Source organism: Dellaglioa algida DSM 15638, assembly GCF_001434695.1.
Taxonomy (GTDB): Bacteria; Bacillota; Bacilli; order Lactobacillales; family Lactobacillaceae; genus Dellaglioa; species Dellaglioa algida.
Genome location: NZ_AZDI01000001.1, coordinates 231,502 through 254,582 on the forward strand (window position 1 = coordinate 231,502; position 23,081 = coordinate 254,582).

The 23,081-nt window shown below is 34.6% G+C and carries 25 protein-coding genes and 1 riboswitch; of the genes, 3 read left to right on the plus strand and 22 right to left on the minus strand.

All coding sequences use genetic code 11. The features are described 5' to 3' along the window. Positions 1 to 5: 5 nt before the first annotated feature. Together FC66_RS01215 and FC66_RS01220 are read right to left on the minus strand one after the other, a co-directional pair. Positions 6 to 905: an SGNH/GDSL hydrolase family protein gene (locus FC66_RS01215; RefSeq protein WP_057973548.1), complete on the minus strand. Its 900-nt coding sequence runs from the start codon at positions 903 to 905 to the stop codon at positions 6 to 8. Positions 906 to 985: 80 nt separating this feature from the next. After that, on the minus strand, positions 986 to 1,834 hold the full coding sequence (locus tag FC66_RS01220; RefSeq protein WP_057973549.1) for a DegV family protein: 849 nt from the start codon (positions 1,832 to 1,834) through the stop codon (positions 986 to 988). Positions 1,835 to 1,973: 139 nt separating this feature from the next. Between FC66_RS01220 and trhA the strand changes: the two genes are divergently transcribed. Next, positions 1,974 to 2,615 (plus strand): PAQR family membrane homeostasis protein TrhA, encoded by a 642-nt coding sequence (trhA, locus tag FC66_RS01225; protein ID WP_057973550.1) that lies wholly within the window; start codon positions 1,974 to 1,976, stop codon positions 2,613 to 2,615. 49 nt (positions 2,616 to 2,664) lie between these two features. Here the strand turns inward: trhA and FC66_RS01230 are convergent, their stop codons facing one another. The 5 genes from FC66_RS01230 to dapB all read right to left on the minus strand — a co-directional run bounded on the left by FC66_RS01230 (position 2,665) and on the right by dapB (position 8,091). After that, entirely contained in the window at positions 2,665 to 3,153 is a 489-nt protein-coding gene (locus FC66_RS01230; protein WP_057973551.1) for a dihydrofolate reductase, read from the minus strand. Positions 3,154 to 3,175: 22 nt separating this feature from the next. Beyond that, positions 3,176 to 4,123: a thymidylate synthase gene (locus FC66_RS01235; RefSeq protein ID WP_057973552.1), complete on the minus strand. Its 948-nt coding sequence runs from the start codon at positions 4,121 to 4,123 to the stop codon at positions 3,176 to 3,178. Positions 4,124 to 4,130: 7 nt separating this feature from the next. Then, positions 4,131 to 6,026 carry an ABC-F family ATP-binding cassette domain-containing protein gene (locus FC66_RS01240; RefSeq protein WP_057973553.1) on the minus strand — a complete coding sequence of 632 codons (1,896 nt, stop codon included), beginning with the start codon at positions 6,024 to 6,026 and terminating at the stop codon, positions 4,131 to 4,133. A gap of 68 nt (positions 6,027 to 6,094) precedes the next feature. Then, entirely contained in the window at positions 6,095 to 7,309 is a 1,215-nt protein-coding gene (locus FC66_RS01245) for a CCA tRNA nucleotidyltransferase (RefSeq protein ID WP_057973554.1), read from the minus strand. After that, positions 7,306 to 8,091, minus strand: a complete 786-nt coding sequence (gene dapB / locus FC66_RS01250; RefSeq protein ID WP_057973555.1) for a 4-hydroxy-tetrahydrodipicolinate reductase — start codon at positions 8,089 to 8,091, stop codon at positions 7,306 to 7,308. Before dapB ends, FC66_RS01245 begins: the two co-directional genes overlap by 4 nt. A gap of 161 nt (positions 8,092 to 8,252) precedes the next feature. Here dapB and FC66_RS01255 point away from each other — a divergent pair, with 161 nt between their 5' ends. Further along, positions 8,253 to 9,116 (plus strand): YitT family protein, encoded by an 864-nt coding sequence (locus FC66_RS01255; RefSeq protein ID WP_057973556.1) that lies wholly within the window; start codon positions 8,253 to 8,255, stop codon positions 9,114 to 9,116. Positions 9,117 to 9,210: 94 nt separating this feature from the next. Beyond that, a complete protein-coding gene (locus FC66_RS01260) occupies positions 9,211 to 10,041 on the plus strand; it encodes a site-specific integrase (protein WP_057973557.1) in 831 nt (276 codons plus the stop codon). Positions 10,042 to 10,055: 14 nt separating this feature from the next. Here the strand turns inward: FC66_RS01260 and FC66_RS01265 are convergent, their stop codons facing one another. The 15 genes from FC66_RS01265 to FC66_RS01335 form a co-directional block, all read right to left on the minus strand. After that, positions 10,056 to 10,529, minus strand: a complete 474-nt coding sequence (locus FC66_RS01265; protein ID WP_057973558.1) for a GNAT family N-acetyltransferase — start codon at positions 10,527 to 10,529, stop codon at positions 10,056 to 10,058. A 103-nt stretch (positions 10,530 to 10,632) separates the two neighbouring features. Beyond that, a complete protein-coding gene (locus tag FC66_RS01270; protein WP_057973559.1) occupies positions 10,633 to 11,892 on the minus strand; it encodes a tetratricopeptide repeat protein in 1,260 nt (419 codons plus the stop codon). 159 nt (positions 11,893 to 12,051) lie between these two features. Further along, positions 12,052 to 12,327, minus strand: coding sequence for an HU family DNA-binding protein (locus FC66_RS01275; RefSeq protein WP_057973560.1), 276 nt, complete (start codon positions 12,325 to 12,327; stop codon positions 12,052 to 12,054). A 198-nt stretch (positions 12,328 to 12,525) separates the two neighbouring features. After that, a complete protein-coding gene (gene der / locus FC66_RS01280) occupies positions 12,526 to 13,836 on the minus strand; it encodes a ribosome biogenesis GTPase Der (protein ID WP_057973561.1) in 1,311 nt (436 codons plus the stop codon). A gap of 86 nt (positions 13,837 to 13,922) precedes the next feature. Further along, positions 13,923 to 15,167, minus strand: coding sequence for a 30S ribosomal protein S1 (gene rpsA, locus FC66_RS01285; RefSeq protein ID WP_057973562.1), 1,245 nt, complete (start codon positions 15,165 to 15,167; stop codon positions 13,923 to 13,925). A gap of 98 nt (positions 15,168 to 15,265) precedes the next feature. After that, positions 15,266 to 15,931 carry a (d)CMP kinase gene (cmk, locus tag FC66_RS01290; RefSeq protein WP_057973563.1) on the minus strand — a complete coding sequence of 222 codons (666 nt, stop codon included), beginning with the start codon at positions 15,929 to 15,931 and terminating at the stop codon, positions 15,266 to 15,268. Between the two features lie 52 nt (positions 15,932 to 15,983). After that, positions 15,984 to 16,595, minus strand: a complete 612-nt coding sequence (locus FC66_RS01295) for a LysM peptidoglycan-binding domain-containing protein (RefSeq protein WP_057973564.1) — start codon at positions 16,593 to 16,595, stop codon at positions 15,984 to 15,986. Between the two features lie 58 nt (positions 16,596 to 16,653). Then, complete coding sequence (locus tag FC66_RS01300; RefSeq protein WP_057973565.1) at positions 16,654 to 18,105, minus strand: RecQ family ATP-dependent DNA helicase; 1,452 nt, start codon at positions 18,103 to 18,105, stop codon at positions 16,654 to 16,656. Then, positions 18,102 to 19,127, minus strand: a complete 1,026-nt coding sequence (locus FC66_RS01305; protein ID WP_057973566.1) for a helix-turn-helix domain-containing protein — start codon at positions 19,125 to 19,127, stop codon at positions 18,102 to 18,104. Before FC66_RS01305 ends, FC66_RS01300 begins: the two co-directional genes overlap by 4 nt. 61 nt (positions 19,128 to 19,188) lie before the next feature. Further along, a complete protein-coding gene (locus FC66_RS01310; RefSeq protein ID WP_057973567.1) occupies positions 19,189 to 19,779 on the minus strand; it encodes an ECF transporter S component in 591 nt (196 codons plus the stop codon). Positions 19,780 to 19,897: 118 nt separating this feature from the next. After that, positions 19,898 to 20,022: riboswitch (FMN riboswitch) on the minus strand. A 51-nt stretch (positions 20,023 to 20,073) separates the two neighbouring features. Beyond that, entirely contained in the window at positions 20,074 to 20,805 is a 732-nt protein-coding gene (locus FC66_RS01315; RefSeq protein ID WP_162253170.1) for a pseudouridine synthase, read from the minus strand. Between the two features lies 1 nt (position 20,806). Then, complete coding sequence (scpB, locus tag FC66_RS01320; RefSeq protein ID WP_157051977.1) at positions 20,807 to 21,388, minus strand: SMC-Scp complex subunit ScpB; 582 nt, start codon at positions 21,386 to 21,388, stop codon at positions 20,807 to 20,809. A 22-nt stretch (positions 21,389 to 21,410) separates the two neighbouring features. Continuing rightward, a complete protein-coding gene (locus FC66_RS01325) occupies positions 21,411 to 22,163 on the minus strand; it encodes a segregation and condensation protein A (protein WP_057973569.1) in 753 nt (250 codons plus the stop codon). Next, positions 22,147 to 22,515 carry a hypothetical protein gene (locus tag FC66_RS01330; protein ID WP_057973570.1) on the minus strand — a complete coding sequence of 123 codons (369 nt, stop codon included), beginning with the start codon at positions 22,513 to 22,515 and terminating at the stop codon, positions 22,147 to 22,149. The genes FC66_RS01325 and FC66_RS01330 overlap by 17 nt, the downstream gene beginning before the upstream one ends. Before the next feature lie 98 nt (positions 22,516 to 22,613). Next, positions 22,614 to 23,075: a Fur family transcriptional regulator gene (locus tag FC66_RS01335; protein WP_181647343.1), complete on the minus strand. Its 462-nt coding sequence runs from the start codon at positions 23,073 to 23,075 to the stop codon at positions 22,614 to 22,616. Between the last annotated feature and the right edge of the window lie 6 nt (positions 23,076 to 23,081).

Genomic DNA, 23,081 nt, shown 5'->3' on the forward strand with positions numbered 1-23,081 from the left:
CCTTATTATTTAAATAAATGATTTTCTTGCATTGATTTATAGAGTAATTCGGTCATTTTTTCGTAACCTTTATTATTCGGATGAAAATGATCCGTTACAGAAATGTAATCATTTTTCTCGTCCTTTTCCTGTAGAACTTTTTCAAGGTTAAGTCCGGATAAACCAGACAAATCAGAACTATCAGCAGTTTTAGTTAGGGTACTTTTCTTACCGTAATATTGGCCTTCAGAGAGTTGTTTTGCAACATCCACAAAGTAGCTATTTCCATCAGTTTTAATCACTTTCTTGGTTGTATTATTCCAAGATTGAACAATCGTCGTCATACTACTCATACTAGGGAAATAAACGTAAAAAGGATTATAAACGCTAATAGTATAAATAGGAGCATCTGGATTATATTTTCGAATTTCCTTAAATAATTCTTCTAATTTTTTTAGATACGTCACTTCCTCATTATTAATCGCTTTAGTTAACTTTGACGCGTCATTTGATAGAATATTTTTTTGAATAACCTGTAGTAAATCGTTACCACCAACTGTTAAAGTGATTGCTGTCGCTTTTGACAGTGCTTTTTGCATTTCAGGTTGTTGTTTTAAGCGATCATAGATTTGATCACTTCGATCTCCTGACAAACCAAAGTTAGAGGTTGTCGTTTTCATATTTTGATTGTCATCAATTTTTGCACTTATTAATGGTACAAAGCCACCCTTATTGGTTGTATCACCCACGCCTTCGGTTAAGGAATCGCCAAGTGAAACTAATTTCATGGTTTGTTTTGTATGTGGCACCGTAATCACTCCTTTATTTGAAAAATGACCTGTTATTAACCACATACCACTGAATACAAGGCCACTTAAGACAGCGATACTTAATATGGTAATAATCAAACTTTTTAAAAATTTCAAAGAATCATTCCTTTTCTGGATTAAAAAAACTGGACAAAAACAGTTGTTTTTGGACCAGTTTAACTATCAATTTTTAGATTTTAAGCTTTTTCAGCATAGAACATAACTGCGAAAGCGCCTGGACCACCATGGGTTGCAATAATAGGCGCTGTTTGTCGAACTAAAATATCAATTGTAGGAACTGCAGTTTGTAATAAGTCACGAACTTCAAGGGCTTTTTTTTCATTTCCTGCGTGTGAAATACCAACTGATTTAACATTTGGCGTTGTTTTTAATTCTTCGACTAACTCTGAAACGAATTTATTTACCGTCTTCATACCACGGCCCTTATTTTTAATTTTTAATTCGCCGTCAATCATTTCAAGAATAATTTTCATATTTAATACGCTTGAAAGAACACCTGTTAATCTTGATATACGCCCGCCCTTGACCATATTGTCTAAAGTCATGACAGCCATATATAATTTCGAATTTTCACGTATTTCAGCTATTTTTGTTATGATATCGGCCATAGATGAACCAGCATTTGCTAGTTTAGCGGCAGCTAAAACTTGAAATGCCATGCCTCTGTCAGTAGACCGTGTATCAATAACCGTTACATCAGATTGACTCATTTGTGCGGCTTGTTCTGCAGTATGGACCGTGCCACTAATTTGATCAGTCATGTGAAGTGAAAGAATTTGACTACCGTCCTCACCAATTTTGTCGAACGTTTCTACAAAAGTTCCGATTGGAGGCTGACTTGTTTTAGGTAACGTTTTTGATGATTCCATTTTTGTTTCAAATTCATCATTTGTAATTGATTCACCCTCAACGTAAATAGTGTCATCTATCATGACACTTAATGGGATAATATTAATATTGTTTTCTTTTATTTCAGCATCTGTTAGTCCAACAGATGAGTCCGTTATTATTTTAATGTTTGTCATGTTTCTTCATCCACACTTTCTTAACAAAAGTTTTTAATCATGGTACAATAATGACACTATAAACTTTTCCATTTATAATGTCTAGTATATCAGAGATACTGGCTTATTTCACATAGAAATTGATGACTGAGGTGTTTTTTTGAAACAAAATTATAGTAGAAGATATCTTATCTTGAATGAGGTATTGAATGCCATAACTCATGGTATTGGACTTGGCTTAAGTATAGCCGGATTAATTATCCTTTTGATTAAAGGTGCTCATAACGGTAGTGCATTAGAGATAACGTCGTACGCAATATATGGCTCATCATTAGTGTTACTCTACCTAACATCTACATTATTTCACAGTTTGATTTTTACACGAGCAAGAACTGTTTTTCAAATATTTGATCATAGTAGTATCTATATATTGATTGCGGGTACGTATACCCCATATTGTCTACTGGCCGTTAAAGGTGCATTGGGATGGACATTGTTTGGTATTATTTGGGCCATGACCATTCTAGGAATTATCTACAAATCAATTTGGTTAGGCCATTTTAAAGCTATTTCGACAATTATTTATTTAATTATGGGATGGCTTTGTATTAGCGCAATGATTCCCCTTTACTCTAGCCTGGGAGCTACTGGATTCTGGTTACTTGTTTCAGGTGGAGTTGCATTTACGATTGGTGCGGGTATTTACAGTATCAATGGTATTAAGTATTTACACGTCGTTTGGCATTTATTCGTGATGCTGGGTACGGGGTTAATGTATTTTTCAATTTTATTGTACACTTAAGCGCGTAAAAAATGAAGTCACCCTCGTTAATCTGAGGATGACTTCATTTTTATTTTCTATTATAAATTCTAAACTCATGTTGATATTTATTTTTCTCATCGGTTTGACCATCAATTTTTTCAACTAATTGCCAATCATCATAGTTTATGGGAACCATCGTCACATCGCCATCAAAAATAGCGTGAATCTTCGTTTGATACAGGCGGTCGACATTTGAGTACATTTCTTCAAATAACGTTGCACCACCAATAACGAAGATATCATCGGAGAATGTTTCTAGTAAGGAATTTAACTCTGGTATTGAATGAACAATTTTTAAGTTGTCCGTTTCAACCAAATCTGATTTACTGGATACGACGACATTAACACGATTAGGTAAAAGACCGGGAAAACTTTCAAACGTATTCCTACCCATTACTACTACCTTATTAATTGTCATTTTTTTAAAAAATTTCATATCATTTGGTAAGTGCCATGGTAATTTACCTTTATACCCAATGTGTTGTTCATCATCTTCAGCCCAAATAAAATTAATCATCTTCTGATCTCCTTATCAACTTTTAAACCGCGACAGGTGCCTTAATTGGTGGTGCCGGATTATATCCCTCAATCTTTATATCAGACATATCATAATCAAAGATACTTTCCTTATCAGGGTTTAACCATAGTTTTGGCATTGGTTGAACTTCACGAGTGAGCTGTTCTTTCACTTGTTCCATGTGATTGCTGTAAATATGCGCGTCACCCAAGGTATGGATAAATTCGCCAACCTCGAGTCCAACTTCTTTGGCAATTAGATGCGTTAATAGAGCATAACTTGCAATATTAAATGGCACTCCTAGAAAAACATCGCCACTTCGTTGATATAGTTGGCAGCTTAATTTACCATCCGCCACGTAAAATTGAAATAAGGTATGACAAGGAGGCAGCGCCACGTTTGGTACGTCTTCTGGATTCCATGCCGATACAATCAATCTTCTAGAATCGGGCGTTTTTTTGATTGCTTCAATAACATCCGAAATTTGATCAATTGTGTCACCTTGTCTCGTTTTCCATTCGCGCCATTGGCTACCATAAACGTCTCCAAGCTCACCAAATTTTTTAGCAAATTCATCATCTTCAATAATTTTATCGCAAAAAACCTTTTTCTGAACGTCATATTCTTTCTTAAATTCGGGATCAGAAAGAGCACGACGACCAAAATCAGTCATATCTGGCCCCACATAGTCATTACTCTCGATATAATTTTTAAAAGCCCATTCGTCCCAAATATGATTCTTATGCTTTAATAAATATTGAATATTTGTATCGCCCTTTAAAAACCATAACAATTCACTTTTAATTAAACCAAATGGCACTTTTTTAGTTGTTAATAATGGGAATCCTTGGCTTAAATCAAATCTCATTTGGTACCCAAAGAGACTTTTAGTCCCTGTTTGAGTGCGATCAGTTTTGTCGTTTCCATTTGCTAAAATATCACGTTCGAGTTGTAAATACGTTTCTTCCATGCGAAGATTACCCCTTTTCTGCATATTTTCCTAAGTAGTCCCAACGATTCATTTTTTCTTCAATTTCAACATCTAATTTATCGATTAAAACTTGTAATTCACTTAGTGCAACGAAATCATTACCGTTTGTTTTTGCCATATCATTTTCAGCTTTTTCTTTAGTCGCTTCTAAGTCATCAATTAATTGTTCGATTGTTTCAAATTCTTTTTGCTCAGCATAAGTTAACTTTACTTTTGAATCGTCATCTGAAATAACGTCACTTTCAGCGGACTTATTTTTAGTTGTGACTATTGTATCATCTTCCATCGAATTGTTAGCAAGATATGCTGTAAACAATCCTGTATATCGATTAATCTTTGCGTTACCTTCAAAAATAAGAAGTTGATCCGCAACTTTATCTAGGAAGTATCGATCATGGGAAACAGTGATAACAGCCCCATTAAAGGATTCAAGGTAGTCTTCAAGTACCGTTAATGTTCCAATATCTAAATCATTAGTGGGTTCATCCAGCAATAGGACGTTAGGTTGTTGCATTAATAATTTCAAGAGATAAAGTCTTCTTTTTTCTCCACCGGACAGTTGTCTAATTAACGTTCCATGCATGAATCTAGGGAAAAGAAATTGTTCTAAAAGTTGAGTTGTACTAATTCTTTCACCATGTTTATTTTCAACATTTTCGCCAATTTCATTTAAATAGCTAATCATTCTCTTATCTCCGGGAATTGGTTCAGTTTGTTGCTGGTAATAACCTAACTTAACTGTTTCACCCATCAATAATTCACCAGAATTAAGGGGTAACTTACCAGCTATTGCATTTAATAAGCTTGATTTACCGGCACCATTTTTACCAGTAATCCCAATTCGATCACTCGCTTGAATTAATTCACTGAAATGATCAATAATTTTATGATTCTCTAAAACAAGGCTAGCATCTTTTAATTCGATAACCTTTTTGCCAAGTCGTTGTTGTCCTAATCCAATTGACACGTCTTGATCAATTTGAAGTGAATTCATATTTTCCTTTAAATCATTAAAACGATTAATTCTAGCCTGCTGCTTTGTCGATCTAGCTTTTGCACCAGTTCTCATCCAGGCGAGTTCTTTTTTGTATAACTGTTGTTCTTTATGTTCAGCGGTAACTTCTTGCGCTACTCTCTCTGCTTTTTGAGCCACAAAATCTTGATAGTTACCATCGTATGAGTATAATTTTCCGAATGATAACTCCAAAATTTGGTTAGCAATCTGATCTAAAAAGTAACGATCATGAGTAACCACAATCAGTGCGCCTTTATATGTTTTAAGGTAACTTTCTAACCATTCAATTGAGCTAAAATCTAAATGATTAGTCGGTTCATCTAAAATTAATAAGTCTGGGGCTTGAATCAATACTTGGGCTAACCCAACTCGCTTCTTCTGTCCACCAGATAAGGTTGCAACTTTTTGTGTTAAGTCGGTAATCTGCAGTTGAGTTAAAATTGTTTTAACGTCGTTATCGGCATTCCATGCATCTTCACGATTCATACGGTCTTCCGCATCCGAGTAACGCTGTTGTAATTTTTCGTCTTCAGGATGCTCACTATATGCCGTTAATGCTGCTTCATAGTGACGAATAGTTTCAAAAACGGGTGAAGCACCCTCAAAAGCGGCCTCCATAATCGTCATTTCATCATTTAATTCAGGAATTTGCTTTAGATAACTCATGCGGTAGTTATTTGGTTTGATTAAATCACCTGAATCAGCTGGATCAAGCTCAGTTAGTGCGTTCAATAATGTCGTCTTCCCTGAACCGTTAGTCCCAATTAAGCCAATTCTATCTTTTTCATTAACGATAAAATTTAAATCATCAAATAATGTTTTCTCGCCATACGTTTTCTTTAAATGTTCAACTCTTAATGTTTGCATATAATCACTCTCTTATCTGATTTGATTCTCTTTTATTTCATAGGCTAAATTTGAATTAATCTTCTAAATTAATCTAACTCCGACGCTAATCGTTCAGCTAATTTTAATAATTGAGTCGATTCGTTTGGTATTTTTTCCATTAATACTTGATGTTCTAATGTGGCTAAAATACGACCTAATTTTTCACCAGGTTGAATGCCAACTTCTTTTATCAGTTGCCCACCATTAACAAGCATTTCTTTTTTAGACTTAATTGGTAGTTGTTCATAGTCGCTTTCCAGGATTTCAATAGGTATATTACGGTTAAATATTGTTGCAATTTCGTTGGCAGTTAACAGTAACTCTAGACCTGTTTCATACATAAGTTCTCGGTCAATTGTTTTATCTAGAATACTATTTAGAGCCCTAATGGCCACCTGCACATTTGAAATTAGTTCATTTGAACTCTTCCAAGCAACTAAAAAATGGCTAATATCGGATTCCGATACTTTTAATACATGAATGACTAGCGACCAAGCGGCAGCTTCCGACGAAAGTTTAATTGAATCTAAATACGCCATATTAGTTAGTTCGGACATATAATTATCAAATTCAGGACAGTATCTTGCTAAATCAGCCGTCATAAAATGTTGTAATCCCGTTTTAGGATTTTTTCCTAATAATAATTTTACAAATTCAATATGAATACGTTCAATCGCAATTTTTTTCAAAAGTGACGCATGTTTTTTTAACGCAATTGTTGTTTTTTCTTCAATTGAAAAATCTAATTGACTTGCAAATCTAATTGCCCTCATCATTCTTAAAGCATCTTCATTAAAGCGCTCGTCTGCTTCTCCCACGGCCCTGATAATATGATTTTCTAAATCCTGTAATCCATCAAACAAATCAATAATTCGGCCTTCATGAGTCATTGCTAACGCATTTATTGTAAAATCACGGCGTTTTAAATCTTCTTCTAATGAACGGACGAATTCAACGTGATCCGGACGCCTAAAATCCTGATAGGTTGATTCTGTTCTAAATGTGGTGATTTCGTATCCTTCTCCATGATCTAAAACCATAACGGTACCATGCTGAATACCAGTATCTACGGTTTTATTGAATATTTCTTTGATCTCTTCCGGGTAAGCACTTGTTGCGATATCAACATCATGGATTGGTAAACCAAGAATTGTATCTCGAACGCTTCCGCCAACAAAATAGGCTTCAAATCCAGCTTCTTCAATGGATTTAATAACTGGTTCGGCTTTAAGAAATTCGTCTGCAAGGTTGGATACTATCATAATAGATTTTCCAATCCAACGAGTAATTCCTCATGTGTACCAATTTTTTCAACGGCAACGGCAACACCGGACATGAATGATATACGATCGAATGAATCTTGACGAATCGTTAACGCTTCACCATTTCCGCCAAATAAAACCTGTTCATGAGCAACGTAACCCGGTAGGCGAACACTGTGAATCCTCATACCCTCGAATTCTGCACCTCTTGCGCCTGGTAAAGTCTCTCTTTCATTCGGATTACCCTGAACTTTAGGTTGACGAACTTTAGCAATTAACTTCGCAGTATTCAAAGCTGTACCACTAGGTGCATCTAATTTTTTATCATGATGCATTTCTATTATTTCAACGTCGGGTAAGTACTTAGCGGCTTGTTGCGCGAATTGCATTAATAAAACTGCTGAAATACCAAAGTTAGGTGCAATTAATCCGCCTAACTTTTCGAGTTTAGACAATTTTTTTAGCTCAGTTAAATTATCTTCCGTTAAACCCGTAGTACCAACAACTGGCGACATATGTTTTGAAATAGCAAATTTAACATTTTCAAACGCGGCACCAGGTATTGTAAAATCAATCCAAACATCGGCTTTTATATTTATTTTTTCTAATTCATTAAATACAGGTACATTCTCTGACTTATATTCAGCAATTTCATTTATATTTTTTTCCGTAGCAGATGTACTGTAGACACCAACTAATTCAAATAATGGATTTTCTAAGATCATATTTGTTGTGGTAGTCCCCATTCGTCCTTTGAATCCAGCAACTAAAACTTTAATCATAGTAATCCTCCTCATCTTTAATTAATACATTCTAGTTTAACAGATTTATACTAGATTTAAAATGCCAGTGAACAGACATTTCTCAATAATATGGTATGATATTTATAGTGAATTTATTTTAGGAGGTGGCTCTAATTTTAAAAAATGAACGAATTAAAATAATGGATTTAATCATGATTGCGCTTGGATGTTGTTTCTACGCATTCGGACTCGCAACTGTTAATATAACGAATCATCTGGCCGAAGGTGGTATTACTGGTATTACCTTAATCTTACGTTTCTGGTTTCATATCGATCCAGCCTACTCAACGCTTGCTATTAACGTCCCATTAATTCTTATTGGCTATCGATTTCTAGGCAAACGATCATTAATTTATACTATTTATGGAACGTTAATGCTATCTTTATTCTTATGGATTTGGCAACGCGCACCGGTTCAAATTAATGTGAATAACGATTTATTTTTGGCAGGTATTTTAGCAGGTGCTTTTGGTGGAATTGGTTCTGGATTAGTGTATCGTTTCGGTGGTACAACGGGAGGCACAGATGTGGTCGCTCGAATTTTAGAGAAAACACGCGGTGTTCAAATGGGGAAAACAATTCTTGCCCTTGATGTTGCTGTCTTGGTGGTATCTCTAAGTTACCTTGATCTTAGACATATGATGTATACCCTACTGAGTTCATATGTTTTCTCAAGAATCGTTAACTTTACACTTGAAGGTAGTTATTCTGGACTTAGCATATTAATTATTAGTGACAAGTACCAAATTATAACTAACGAGATTTGGAGTAAATTGGAACGCGGTGTCAGCTATATTAATGGTGAGGGTTCTTATTCTCATCAGGACAAGAAAATGATTTATGTTGTCATAAATCGTAATGAACTTCATCAATTAAAAGAAATTCTTAAAAATCAGGACCCTAACGCTTTTGTTTCAATTAGTAATGTAAATGAGGTCTTGGGTCAGGGATTTAGTTTTGATCGGCAACAAAAAAATAAGATAAGCCAGATTTTTAATCAGTAACAGGGTTTGCGCACTGCGTTCTTTGCAGTGCGTATTCTTTTTAATCGTGTTATAGTTAAAGTAACTTATTATTTATTACTTAGGAGGTTTTAAAATGAGTTATCCTTACGAAGAAGCATTCAATTTATCTTTACTCACCCGTTCTCTATCGAATGCAACAATTATGGAATATAATCATGATCTTAGCGACTTTTTTAATTTTCTACGCCACTTTAATGATGCTTACCTTGAAAATAGTAATGTTGAAACTATTCTAGAATCAGACGTCAGACAATACCTATCAATGCTGCAGGTTCAAAGAGAAGTTAAGAATTCAACGTATACAAAAGTTTTATCTCATCTAAACGGTTATTTTAAATACTTATTCATTCATCAAATAAATACACATATCCCAACTTTAATGTTGAAAGGCAAAAAAAATGTCCAAAGTTCTGTCCCGACTTTTGATTGGTTATTGAACTTTGACTCTTATCTTTTAAATTCAGAAATTAGTTATTACTCGAGACTCGTATTACTAATGACTCGTCACTTCTATAAAATTTCAGAAATTTTACAACCTGGTTTTTACCGTACTTTCAAACTACGTTCTTTCTCAGAATCAGAACGCTTATTTCTGAATCAATTTGACGTGCATATTAAGACTCTGCAAGACTTACAGCGGTCGGACGATTCCTTTCTAAAATTACGTCAAAATATTGATTCCCCATTATTATCTTTACCCGGTTTACATAAATTTTTAAAAAAAGATTTACATTTTATTGCTCCCAACATTTCTCCAAGCTCTTTATATCAATCGGCTATATGCTTTTATATTCTCACACATAATATGACAACAGATACTGAATTCATGAGGACTTTAAGGCTTGATCCGAGTTCACTGTTATATTACCGCCATTTAATTATCGAGCAAAAACTAACCATTTAGATGCAAAAAAGGAACTAGAAAATTTCTAGTTCCTTTTTGAAAACTAAGTTTTGTCTATTTTGTTCAATAAACTGATAACCATTTCTTTTTGCCACATTCATACTTTTTTGATTGTCCATATTTAAAATTATTTTTAATTCTCTAATTTTATAGTCTCTCGTTGATAACTCCTCAAGATTTTTCAGCGCCGATGACCCGATCCCTTTCCCTACTGAATCCTTATCTAACCAATAACCCACCTCTGCGGTTTCCGATTTTATCTCATGTAAATCAATCATACCAACAAAATTTTGATTGATTACTATGCCAAATGTAAGTTTAGTTGAATCTTTCAGAGAATTTCGTAAAAAATTAGTCTCGTCTGCACTCGATTTCATTAATCTAACCCAAGGAAGCCAATGTTTTAATTCAGAACGATTACGGTCAACTAAATTAAATATTTCATCGCTATCTTCTAATTTTGGTGTGACTAACTGAATCTTTAACATTTAATCCCCTCCTCAGAGCACAACTATCCGTTAAAAGTAGCTTATCTCGCCTTAACTAGATAAGTCAGAAAAACGTCCATACCTAGTAGCATGAACGTTTTTTCTAATCGTTTATATCGTTTTGAATATCAATAATTTCTTGATCATCGGGCACTAATGCTAGATAATGTTTAATTGCATCTTGTAATTCTTCTTGTCGACCATTTTCTCTAAAAACAAATATAACAGATCTTAGAAAATCACTTTGATTAGTAAAGTATGGGTATGCCTCCAAATAATTTTCTTCAGCTTTCTCATAATTTTCAAGTCTTTCATATGATATCGCTAGATTCCAGAATATTTGAGGATCTACATCACCATCGCTTTTTATGTCTTCTAACAATTTTACGTCTTCGTCATCGCGTTCTTGCTTAACTAACAAGTTACTCAATTGAAGTAATATACCCGTATTATCAGGATTTATGTCGATTGCCTTATTTAAATACTTCTCGGCTTGCTTCTCGTCGTCCAATTTTAAAGCCACAACGGCTGCTTGTTCGTATAATGTATCATTTACCTCGTCAACGGACAAACCTTCTTGATAGACAAGTAAGGCATCATTCAATCTATTCTCATTTGACAATGCTTGACCAAGAATTGGATAAAGCGACGTGTAAGATGAATCTTCTTCTTTTAAATCATATAGAATGTCAATCGCTTTTTGTTGATCGTTCAATTGTAAATATGTTAATCCCATTTGTAATTTAGTATCGGAATCCATATTTTCTAAATGTATTTGTTCCAAGTACGCCATTGCTTTTTCAAATTGTCCACTATTTGCATAACTAACACCAAGTCTTTGAACCAAGTTAACCTGCGAAAGCTCAGTTTGTCCCGCCTTGATTAATTCAAGGTAAAATCCAATTGCTTGACTGAATTGTTTGGTATTGAAGTACAATTCACCTAGAGCAAATTGAATGACCTCTTCATCCGGAGCCAATCTAAATGCAGTCAATAGCTTATTTTCACTAACTTCAAACATACCCTGCGTTTGATAAAGATCAGCCGCAACCATCAGCGATTGTAGATAAGCATCTGAATCCTCATCAATTTCCGATAAATAATTGAGTGCCTCATCAGATTTACCCTCGCTGATCGCAATATCTGCCAAGAAAGTCCGTAATGTGTCTTCTTCCGGATATTTTTCAAGCAATCTTTCATAGGTACGTTTTGATTGTGCTAAAAAGCCCAAACTATATAATTCTTCTGCCAAACTAAATAACGTCGCATCGTTATCTTTTCTTAACGCCTTGGCAAACTCCTTCATTGCTTCGTCTATTTGACCTTCGTCCAAGTAATCTAACATAATTTCTGAATGTGTCATTAATTAACTTCCTTTCACTTCGTTGTCGAATCAATACGAATTAGTTTAATCTATCATGCACACAATAGCCAGTAATTACTTACATGACTATTGTCTATAAAATAAATTATAGAATGAAAAAGCTAGTACAAAATGAATTGTACTAGCTTTTTCTAAGTATTATTTAACTGAATCCTTTAAAGCTTTACCTGGTTTAAATGCAGGTACTTTACTTGCAGGGATTTGAATTTCTTCACCAGTTTGTGGGTTACGACCTTTACGAGCAGCGCGTTCGCGTACTTCAAAGTTACCGAAACCGATTAATTGAACTTTTTCGCCTGTAGCTAATGTGTTTTGGATTGAACCAAATACAGCGTCAACTGCAACTGTAGCATCTTTTTTCGTCAAACCTGTTTCTTTTGCAACATTTTCGATTAATTGTGCTTTGTTTGCCATAATGTTTCACCTCCCCTAAAATGTGTCCAAATATCCAAGGATATTCAGCTATTATTATTAAAATAAATAATAATAACAGAACCAGAGATTACTCTACTAATTCTTTATTTAAGATACCACACAAAACGTATTACATCAAGGTATTTAACCCTTTTTGAAGAAAAAAAGATATAATGATAGCGTTTTATCTATCCTAATTTATTTTCTTCTTCTTTCAATAACATGAATTGGAGTTCCTTCAAAATCAAATGACGTTCTAATCTGATTTTCTAAGAATCGTTCATATGAAAAATGCATAAGATCTGTATCGTTAACGAACACAACAAACGTAGGTGGTTGAATGGCTACCTGCGTTGAATAGTAGATTCTTAAACGTTTACCATTATCAGTTGGCGTTGGGTTATGCGCTACGGCATCCATAATCACATCATTTAATACTGATGACGTTATACGACGACTATGGTTCTCATTAACACGTTTGATTAATTCAGGTATCTTAGTCAAACGTTGTTGCGTAATTGCTGACACAAAGATAATAGGTGCATAACTTAGATAAGCAAATTCTTGACGGATATTAGCTTCAAAGTCAGATAATGAATGATTATCTTTTTCAAGCGTATCCCATTTATTAACGACAATAATAATACCACGGCCTGCTTCATGAGCGTAACCAGCAACACGTTTATCTTGTTCGCGAATACCTTCCTCAGCGTTTAACACGACCAAAACGACGTCTGATCGATCAATAGCACGCATGGCACGTAAAACGGAATATTTTTCAGTATTTTCGTAAACTTTTCCGCGTTTTCTAATACCGGCAGTATCGATCATTGAGAACATATCGCCTTCGTCTGTATCAAAAGCCGTATCAATCGCGTCTCGTGTTGTTCCTTCAATGGGTGAAACAATCACTCTATTTTCTCCCAAGATAGCATTTACTAATGAAGATTTACCAACATTAGGACGGCCAATTAAACTAAATTTAATTCGACTATCATCTTCATCTGGAACATTTTCGGGAAATTTCTTTGTGATTTCATCCAATAAATCACCGACACCAAGCCCATGACTCCCAGAAACTGGGAATGGTTCGCCGAATCCTAATGAATAAAAATCGAAAATATCTTGTCGGGATTCCGGATTATCTACTTTATTAACGGCTAAAATGACTGGTTTATCCGAACGATATAAAATTTTAGCAACTTTTTCATCGGCATCCGTTACGCCTTCTTTAACACTCACAAGAAAAACAATAACATCAGCTTCATCAATCGCAATTTGTGCTTGTTCAGTAATTTGCGTTAAGAATGGTTCATCACCAATATCAATACCACCGGTATCAATTAGACTAAACTTCTGCGCTAACCACTCACTATGTGCATAAATACGATCTCGTGTAACACCCGGGGTATCTTCAACAATTGAAATTCGTTCCCCGGCTATTCTATTAAAAACTGTGGACTTCCCAACATTAGGACGACCAACAATTGCTACAACAGGATTTGCCATAGACGGTACCTCACTTTCTGAATATCTCTTATAATAATAAAAACGACTGAACTACAGTTCAGTCGTTACTTAAAATAATATTTTAATTATTTGTTAGTATCTGCATCTTCTAATGCTTTACCTAAAATATCTCCAAGTGTGAAACCAGTACTTTCTTCTGGCATACCACTCATTGTTGATTTAGGTGCTTTAGCTTTTGGTGCAGCTTTTTTAACTGTTTTTTTCTTTTCAGGTTTTTCTTCTGTTGCTGGTTTTTCTTCAAGAGCTTTAATTGATAAAGCTAAACGATGTTCTGCTGGATGCACTTCAAGTACTTTAACTTGAACAGCTTGACCAGTTTTTAGAACTTCACCTGGCGTTGCAATATGTGTGTAAGAAATTTGTGAAATATGAACTAATCCTTCAATTCCAGGCATAACTTCAACAAATGCACCAAATGTTGTTAAACGTTTAACAGTACCATCTAAAACATCATCTACATGAATGTCATTTTCAACATTATCCCATGGTTGAGGTAATGTTTGTTTGATTGACAATGAGATACGGTTTTTATCTAAATCAATTGCCAATACTTTAACTTTAACTTCTTCGCCAACAGATAAAACGTCTTCTGCTTTTGAAATACGGTTGTATGAAATTTCTGAAATATGAACAAGTCCATCAATACCACCAAGGTCAACGAATGCACCAAAGTTAGTTAAACGAGCCACTGTTCCAGTTACAACTTCACCAACAGTTAAAGTTTTGAGTGTTTCAGCTTTTTGAGCATCTCTTTGAGCTTTAACGATTGCTTTATGTGACAAGATTAATCTATTTTCAGTTGGGTCAATTTCAATAATCTTGAAATCTAATGTTTGGTGATTGTATTTTGATAAATCTTCAACAAAACGATCATCAATCATTGAAGCAGGTACGAATCCACGTACACCGGCATCAGCAACCAATCCACCTTTAACAACTTGTGTGATTGTAGCTTCGATTGTAGCATCATCGTCAGCCAATTTTTGTAAGTCATTCCAAACTTCACGTTCAGCAATTCTTCTTTGTGATAGTAAGTAACTACCACCTTCTTTATCGCCACCGATACTTGAAATAACAACTAAATCCATAACGTCACCAATTTTGACAACGTCTTCTGTTTCTTCGCCAGCTTTAAGTGCTAGTTCTTTTGCTGGAACGACACCTTCAACTCCGGCACCTTCAATACCAACAATGACTTGTTTAGCATCATCAATAGCTAAAACTTCACCTTTTATAACAGAACCAACCTTAACTTCACTCACACTATTTAGTGCTTCTAGTAAATCATTATTTTCTTCAATATTACTCATGGACAATGTCCTCCTTAGCGAATAAACTCTATTTATTATTTTAGCTGAAATGAAGAGTAATTACTAGTACTAATACTCATTTTTCATATTTTATTTTATTATTTGTTAATTATTTCCATAATTTTCTGTACAACGCCTTCAATATTCATTGAAGTTGTATCTACAAGTATAGCATCTTTTGCCTGTACAAGTGGGGAAATTTCACGTGTAGAATCTTTTCTATCCCGTTCGGCAATTTCTAACTCTAAAATATCGAGCGCCGTATCAATACCTTTAATTTGGTTTTCTTTGAAGCGACGAAGTGCACGTTCTTTAACACTAGCGACTAAAAAAATCTTAATCTCAGCATTTGGCAGTACCGTCGTACCAATATCACGGCCGTCCATAACAATTGAACCCGCATCAGCAATTTCTTGTTGACGTTTTACTAATTCCTGACGGACGCCTTCTTGAGCAGCAACCGTTGAGACATTATTAGTTACTTCTGGTTGACGAATAGCCTGCGTGATATCTTGATCATTTATAAAAACTAATTGTTCTGGAACGGCTGGTTTAAATGAAATTGTCGTCTTTTTTAATAAGTTAACTAACTCATTATCATCATCTAACGAGATATTTTTTGCCATCGCTTCAAAAGTGATTGCTCGATACATTGCGCCTGTATCACAATAAACATAGTTTAATTTTTTTGCAACCAACTTGGCAACAGTACTCTTACCTGCCGATGCCGGCCCGTCTATCGCAATTTGGATATGTTCTTTCATCTGTTGATTCCTCCATAAAAATAGGATTGATTAGATATCAATCCCATATGTATTATTTAACTCTTATTTGTTGTCCTGCACTAATTGCCGAACTAGCAGTTAATCCCGGATTCAATTCCAAAAGTTGATCTATACTCAAGCCGTTATTTACCGCAATACGATAAATACCTTGTCCCGCTTCAACGGTTACACTCGAATTTGATGATGAACTAGATGCACTTTCAGAACTTGACGAAGCACTAGATGCAGATTCAGAACTTACTTTTGATTTCGATTCTGATTCCGCCTTAGCCTTCGACTCTGAATCCGATTTTGCTTTAGCTTTCGATTCAGAACTTGCTTTTACTTTAGATTCTGATTCCGCTTTAACTTTTGATTCAGAACTTGCCGTATCATCCGTCTTAGCTACAGTCTTTTTACTTGAAGAGCTTTCGCTTGTTGCGACATCTTCTGGCTGATATACCTTGTTACTTTCAACAATATAAAAACCAATTGTTCCAACAATAATGGCTACAAAAACAACTAATAATCCTGTGGTCAATAACGAACTATTCTTACTCTTACGTCTGTTTGCTGATCGAGAATAATTCCCATTGTCATCCCTATCATCTTCAAACGATTTTTCCCACGGCTTTTTCTCTGAATTATCTTTTTTATCACTCAATTTTTCAATCCTCCTAAAAACAATTACCATTATTTTACCATAACAATCCAAATTATTCTCAGGATTTTTGAAATAATTTTGTCATAATTGTTTCTGACGATTGAATTAATCGTTTTTCATCGGTTACGTTTCTCCTTTTTTCCAGGCCAATTACCTCAAGTGTCTTTTCAGTAAAAACGACTGAACAACAGCTTTTATCGTGTTGTACTACTTTTGATTCACCAAAATGTCTTAAAATTTCTTGTTTTCGGCACTGATTGGAATCAATAAATGCCATCATGCTTTGTAACCCAATCTCTTTTTCGATTTTTCTTTGTCTGAATAGCGCTTGTACCTGATCAACTGTGTCATGCTTCTCATAATAATAATCTAGCAGCTTACCTTTTTCTTCACCGAGTCCAACTAATTCTGCATGTTTTTTAAAATATAGCTTAATAAAATCAGCATCCGGAATCGTTAAATCGATTAATCTCCTCTGTAAGAACAAATCGTTTACTTGAGAGAATACTATTGCAATACTTTGTTGCCCATCCCGACCAGCTCGACCAAATTCCTGCACGTAGCTTTCAAAATTAGCGGGCATATGGTAATGAATGACATAGCGAATATCCTTCTTATTGATTCCCATGCCGAAAGCACTCGTCGCACAGATAACATCAATTTGATTCATCATAAATTGTTGTTGCACTATGTACCTTGCCGTATCAGTTAAATCAGCATGATACGGTTCAGACTTCAGTTTCGTATGCTGGTTTATTAACTCCGAGATTTCATTTGCTTTTTTCTTACTCGAGAAATAAATAATCCCAACGCCATCCAACTTGTTTAACAATCCTAATAATTGTTCATTTTTTTCAAATTCATCATTTACTTTTATCGTGCTCAAAAAAATATTTTCCCGATTAACTGATCTAATAATTTTATTAAAAGAACGATTTGGCATTATTAATTGTGCGACAATATCATCTTGAATTCTTGGTGTTGCCGTTGCCGTTAAAGCCAAGATAAGTGGTTCACCAAGTTCAGCAATGACATTATTTAAGTTTAAATAATCGGGTCTAAAATCGGGTCCCCAAGTTGAAATACAATGTGCCTCATCAACAACAAACAAGGATACGTTAATGCTTTTTAATGCATTGGTAACCTCAACCTGACTCAACATTTCGGGAGATAGGTAGATAAATTTGTAAGCATTAATATTTTTTAATACATATTTTTTTTCAGAATAACTTAATAATGATGTTAAGCCAATCGCTACGCCATTTCCACGAAAATTAAATTGGCTAACTTGATCTTGAATTAATGATAATAACGGTGAAACAATAAGCGTTGTTCCATTCATAAGATAACCGGCCAATTGGTAACATAGCGATTTCCCAGTCCCTGTAGGTAGTACTGAAAGCGTATCATGTCCTGACAAAACGGTTTTAATTGTCTCTTCTTGCCCCGACATAAATGACTCAAACCCAAAATATTCCGACAATTTTTCTTTTAAATTTATTGTTGTCATCCGTTTTTACTCCTATAAATTTGATACAGGCGATAATCAAAAAAATCAATTTCCGGTATTTTTTCTTGTATTTCCTGAAAAGAATATTGATCAATATTTCCGCCAATTATCTTCGTTAAAATACCAACTAACTCGCTAGTCAAAAATAGTTGGTAAGGAAATTTGTCATCAAACATTGCTAGTTCAAGTAAATGTTCGTTTATTGTACTTTTCTTTAATTGTCTTTTTCTAGCAATATTGTTAACGGACAAACCTGCATTTATAAACTTCATCGTATCTTGCGCGCTTTCGGAAATGATTCCTTTGTTTCGAATTAACTGAACCAATTCTTTAAACACACTTTGTTCTTGTTGTTCTATCCAACTCGCAAAATAATTCATTGTATCACGATATATTAAGTCGGTCTCTATTTCTGAAAGGGTCAACTCAATTGCTAACTGTTTATTAGTTAATCCATTAAGTTGGTGTCCAATCAATTTATTCATAAAAATTAATTCTGCGTTTGTATCCAGTTCTTTGATAAAGAGTTCTAATTCTGAATGGACTTGGCTTACTAATTTCTCCTTAACATTATTAGAAAGCCATCTCTTAATATTAAATTTAGTTAACTCAGATGTCATTATGGGATAGTAATGTCGATTAGTAAAACTGAGCTCAGATATAACTTGAATAGCTAAAGTAAGCGTCTCTGACCACTCATTCAATCTATATTGGTTCATTAACTTAGGATATTTAACTTGATATAGGCTTTTTTTTAATTTCTTTTTCCGTTCTAATCCTAAACTGGTCAGCTTAACTCCTACCTCATTCTCATCAAGTAATTTATTTTTTTGTAATTTAACAATATTTTCCCGAAATAGCATATTCGAAAATTGAGGATCCATTCCAAAGTAGTCTAGTAAATTGTAACGCATACCCCAGTATATATTTGAAACTGTATTTCGTCCTATGATAATACTATACACAACGTTAGGACGGCGAGGATCCTCTTGAAACATTTGCAAAATATAATCTTCAATCATAAATTATCATCCTTTTAAAACAAAATAGGGAAGAATCCTTTAAGAATTCTCCCCTATTATACTATATTTTTTTATACTTTTTATTATTCAGTTGAACCCAACTATACATTCTGCGGTACAGGACACTAAATACCCCAACAACTAAAATGCCCTTTATAATATTAAAAGGAATGACGCCGATAACAACATACTTCGATACTGACATACCGATATCCATACCAATAACATTTAAGTACACCGGTAAGATGACAAAATAATTCGCAATAGACAACAACACGGTCAGCACTAGCGTACTTGTTAAAATGGCCAATATACTCTTCCAAATTGTGGGTTTAATACCACTACCACCTTTAAGAATATAATAAGCTGGAAATGAAACTGCCATTGATGCTAAGAAATTAGTTCCAACACCTATCAAACTGGCAATATCCGTCCCGGTCGAAACAAGATACAATAAAGACCGGACTATAGCTACCATTACGCCACCCAATGGACCCAAGATGAAGAATCCAATTAAAATAGGCAAATCGCTAAAATCTATTTTTAAATACGGGATCAGCGGTATTACCGGGAAAGATAAAAACATTAATACGTACGAGATAGCGGCTAAAAACGCCGTAATCACAACTCTGAAAATTGGTGAACGATTCATACTAGAAAACCTCCTGGAAGGCCATCTTCAATGAAGAACCCTTTAAATAAATAAAAAATGAACGCCATTAATCAATGAAGATTAACAGAGTTCATTTGAAATTACTTACTCAAATAAGCCCTATCTTCTTTATCCAGACTTTAACTGTCGATACTGGAATTTCACCAGTCCAGCCACATATGTAATGTAGGTCGCGGACTATCACCGCCGGTCGGGAATTTCACCCTGCCCCTGAAGACGAACCAAATATTTTATTACGTTATAGAATATAACATATGATAAAAAGAGTTACAATTATTTACGCTCGGCGGTACTTTTTAGCGCGTGAACCTCTTCTTCAGAAAGTTCACGATATTGACTTGACGTTAACCCGTATAAGTCCAAGAACCCATAAGTTTCACGTTTTAATTTTTCGACTGGATGACCAATTTCGGCCATCATGTTCTTTACTTGATGATTTCGGCCTTCATGAATCGTCAATGAGACAATCGCTTTTTGCTTATTTTTATCCGCTGAAATAATTTTAGAATGAGCAGGTGCCGTTTTCTTACCGTCGATAACAATTCCTTGACGTAAAGCTTTTAGGTCATCGTTAGATGGAATTCCATTTACTTTTGCAACATAAGTCTTATCAATTTTATATTTTGGATGAGTCATCTTGTTGGCTAATTCACCGTCGTTTGTCATTAAAAGTAGTCCCGATGTATCATAATCCAATCGACCTACTGGATAGATTCTTTCCCTTACGCCAGGAAAGTAATCCGTTACAACCTTACGATCTTTATTATCCTTAACGGAAGAGATAACGCCTCTTGGTTTGTAGAATAAATAATAGACTAATGGTTCCTCATTCAAGCGAATACCATCAACTTCAATTTTATCCTCACTCGTCACTTTAATGCCTAACTCATTTGCGACCTTGCCATTTACCTTAACGTGGCCTTCTGAAATCATTTTCTCAGATTGTCTTCGAGAGGCAACTCCCGCTTGCGCCATAACTTTTTGTAATCTTTCTGCTTCTGCCATATTATTCCTCGTCTTCTTGTAATTTTTCATTAAAATTAGTTAAAAAAAGCTGCCCAGGATCTAAGTTAAAATCCTGATTTTCATCAATTACTGGAAGTTCTTTAAGTCCATTTAGTCCAAAGTAATTTAAAAATTGAATTGTCGTTTTATACAAAATTGGTCTTCCTGGGGCATTAAGACGTCCGCTTTCGCCAACTAGATTTAACGCAATCAATTTTTGCAATGAGCCTGAACTTTGAACACCCCTAATTGTATCAATTTCAAGCCGCGTTGTGGGTTGCTTATAAGCAATAATTGCTAATGTCTCTAAGGCCGCCGTGGACAGTTTTCTTGAATTAGGGTTTTCAAAATAATTTTTAATTAAACTGGCTAGTTCTTTTTTTGTTACTAGTTGCCAAAAATCGTCATACTGGATTAACTGTAAACTAGAGTTTGAATCATTTACATACTTAGTAGCTAATTTATCAAGTTGTTCTTTAACTGCTGATTTCATTAAGCCAGTTAATCTAGATAATTCTGATAGAGATATGCCCTGATCCCCACTCACAAATAAAAGTCCTTCAATATTTGCTAAATGACTCACTCTCGTACCTCCTAATATTGCCTTACACTTCCACTTTTATGATTTGAATCATTTCGTAACTATTAGTTTGCTTCAATTTAATTTGATCCAATTTTGACAGCTCTAATATTGCTAAAAAAGTGAGCACAATTTCGCTAACTACCATCGGGTGCTCAAAAAGATCATCAAAGGTTAACCGTCCATTCGAACACACTAAGATTTGTTCGATTTCTGTTATTTTATCAGCAAGTGAAAATGATTGTACATTGATTTTCTTTTGAACGGGTTGTCGCTCAACTTGTTTTACCAAAACCCTCTTAAAAGCGTTTTGCAGAACATCTAGGTTCAAACCGGGAATAACAAGTGGCTGTTCATCAACAACTTCTTTTGGTGTACAACTTTGTTCCTTCGAAAAATAATCCGAACGGTTACTCGCCATAGATTCCAATTTATTAGACGCATTTTTAAAATGTTGATATTCAATTAATTGCTCAACTAAATCAGTCCTTGGATCAATTTCGTCCTCCACTACCTCAGAATCAATCACAGGTAGAAGCATTCTACTTTTAATTTCCATTAAAGTTGATGCCATTACTAAATATTGACCGATTGCATCTAAAGGCATTTGCCCAGTTCTATTAATAATTGACAGATATTGATCAGTTATTGACGAAATCTGAATATCATAAATATCCATTTCGGCATCCTTAATTAAGTGCAACAACAAATCAAGTGGGCCTTCAAATGATGCCAATTTTAACGTCACATGGTTAATCGATTCACCCTTTTGACTCATTTTTTTGCATTTCCCATTTTTCAATTAATTTTGTTGTATCAATCGTTCCCATAATTTTTCTATCGGGGTACAACGCCAAGACCGCGTCTAAAATTAAAAAACTAACCTTCTTATGTCTTTCATCCGGACTCAATGAGATTGCTCGAACTACTACAATATTCCCATCATCTTCTATACCAACTACACCAGTAAAGTCACCATCTTCATTTTTCCAAAGATACAAATCTCGGTTATCTATATCTAGGTAACCCTTAATTGCTGAATTAATTCTGGTAACATCTTTCAGGTCAGGTATGAATGATAATAGGCCCATCGCAATCTTCTCATAATCGTTCTTATACTTAATAAGCATTATTGATCTCCTTTATGCATGACATCTTCACGAAATACCTTATCATACGAAACATTTCTAAACAAATAAATTTAACGTTACATGAATCGCAACGTCTCTTATTCTTTTGATTTTCTTTGACAATTCATGCATACTCCGTGAAAAGTAAGTCTATGATCTGTTACTAAGAAATGAAATTGTTGAGAGACTAGTCTCTCAACGTCTTCTAACAAATCTTCATGAATCTCTTCAATTGAACCACACTGAGTGCATAAAAGATGGTGATGAAAATGCTGTTTATCATTTATGGTTAAATCATATCTAGCCATGCCATCCTCAAAGACTATCTTATCAATGATGTTTAACTCAACCAGTACATCTAACGTTCTATACACTGTTGCTAACCCTATTTCAGATGATTCTTTTTTCACAAGGGCAAAAATTTCTTCCGGGCTTAAATGTTCATTAACGCGTTTGTAAATAACGGCTATAATAGCTTGACGTTGAGGTGTCAATTTAAAGTTAGACTGGTGAATTTTATTTTCAATGAAGTTTATTTGTTGTACTTTATCCACCAGAATCCCTCA